Origin of the sequence: Collinsella sp. AF38-3AC (genome assembly GCF_003474365.1) — a bacterium.
Taxonomy (GTDB): Bacteria; Actinomycetota; Coriobacteriia; order Coriobacteriales; family Coriobacteriaceae; genus Collinsella.
Genome location: NZ_QROM01000039.1, coordinates 1 through 1,807 on the forward strand (window position 1 = coordinate 1; position 1,807 = coordinate 1,807).

The following is a 1,807-nucleotide window of genomic DNA, read 5'->3' on the forward strand; positions in this document are numbered from 1 at the left end:
CGGGCAGTGGCGCACGTATAAGTGCGAGGCGTGGCTCGATGCGGACGAGGCGACCGCCGCGGCCGAGGCTTCCGAGTCGGGCGCGTCGGGACGCTTGCGCTCCCGCGCCCGTGCCGCGAGTGCCGTCAAGATGATTGCCGACACCATTCGCTACATCCGTTGGACCGAGGTCGTCTCGGACGGCGTGGTGGGCGTCAGGAGGAAGTAAATAAGGGGCGGAGAAATTTTCCGCCCCCTTTCGCTCTTAAGAATCTAGTGGATACATAAGGTGACGTACGCAGGAGGTAATCGTGGACGATAGCAATAATCGCGGTAGCTCTAAATTAGCCGGGGGGGGGGTTCTAAGGGCTTAGCCTTTTCGAGGAGGGCCCTCATTGCGGGAGGCGGACTCGCGGCGGTCGCGGCTACAGCCGATGCTATCTCGAACCCTTCCAGTCCTCTAAGGGTCGGAATGCGCTCCGCCCTCGGCGCGATGGGAATCTCGACCTACTCGATGGGAAGGTTCGAGGAGTTCGCGCCCGACAACCCGAACGTCAAGCCGTCCCCGTTGGTCGTCCCGATGGGTTGGATTGCGACATCGCCGCATCCCACCGGCTGGTGGCATAGCGCCGGCAAGGCAACGCATACGAACTGGTCTCCGACCTGGGACGACATTTACCACAACGGAGACAAAGGGCAGCCCTTCTTAGACAGAGGACATCCCTACACGGTTCTGCCGATGGACAATCCCAGCTACCGCGCCAGCGTCACGTGGAACAGCGTCGGAACCTACGATGGCAAGCCGGTGGGATGCACTCTCTCCCTTTCGAATCCCGTGATCGGCAACGGCTACGACAACAACGTAGGGCTGAACCAGAAGGAGGGCCAATTCTACCAACAGCACTTCGGAACCAAGAGCTTCTTCGTCGTGAGCGATGCCTTCGCTGCGTGGGATAACTGCCACTGGCTCAAAGGCCTGAGGTCGATAAAGATGGTGTACCAGTTCTTCTACTCCGACAGACCCGACGAGTACATCGATCTCGACTGGGCGTACCTCGGCGCGAGGAACATCCAGTACAACCATGGCGGCTACGAATGGATCAGCCCCGCAGAGAACAACCAGGATTCCTACTTCATTCCTCGAGGTGTGGATACCCAGCTCTTCTTCACCAACTTCGACGGGTACAACTGCATCTCGTCACGCGTGGACGAGGTGAATGACAGGACCTGCGCCATCATCGCATACAGGGGGTCGAGCATCTCCTACGTCCGCGGAGACACGGTATACTGCGATGGGTTCCAGTCCGACTTCCAGCCCATCGCCGACTTCTGCGCACTTAGACTCAAGAAGTCGTCCGCCAACCCCGCCGTCACGCCAATCGACCCGGAGTACTTCTCGCTCGCAGGCGCCGAGTACGTCATCTACTGCGACGAGGCCTGCACCCGAAAGTGCGGGACCTTCACGACGGACGAGAATGGCGAGGCGACCCTCTCGGCGGTCAATGGGACGAACAAGCTGGTCGCGAACATGGACTACTGGGTGAAGGAGACCTCCGCGCCGCAAGGCTACAAAATCGACGAGACCGTCCATAAAATCCGCCTAGCCGGCGATATGACCATCGAGGTCGCGGACGTCCCGAAGCACTCCACCGTCCATTTCATGCTGGTCGATACGCTCGGCGATACGCAGGAGGTGCATACGGTCTACATCAAGCTCAACAGCATGTACAGGGCGAGTGAGCACCAGGATGATTTTTCGGATGCTCGGGCGGCGCTCGAGCAGGTCATGCGCGACGAGGGTCAGGATATGAGCCTGCTCGACAAGTGC

The 1,807-nt window shown here is 59.8% G+C and carries 2 protein-coding genes; both read left to right on the forward strand.

Annotated features, from left to right (window positions below; all coding sequences use genetic code 11):
• Nucleotides 1-208, forward strand: a 208-nt coding sequence (locus tag DW029_RS11390; RefSeq protein WP_158572681.1) for a hypothetical protein, incomplete at its 5' end; no start/stop codon positions are given.
• Between the two features lie 243 nt (nucleotides 209-451).
• On the forward strand, nucleotides 452-1,807 hold a 1,356-nt coding region (locus tag DW029_RS11075; RefSeq protein ID WP_199582690.1), incomplete at its 3' end, for a prealbumin-like fold domain-containing protein.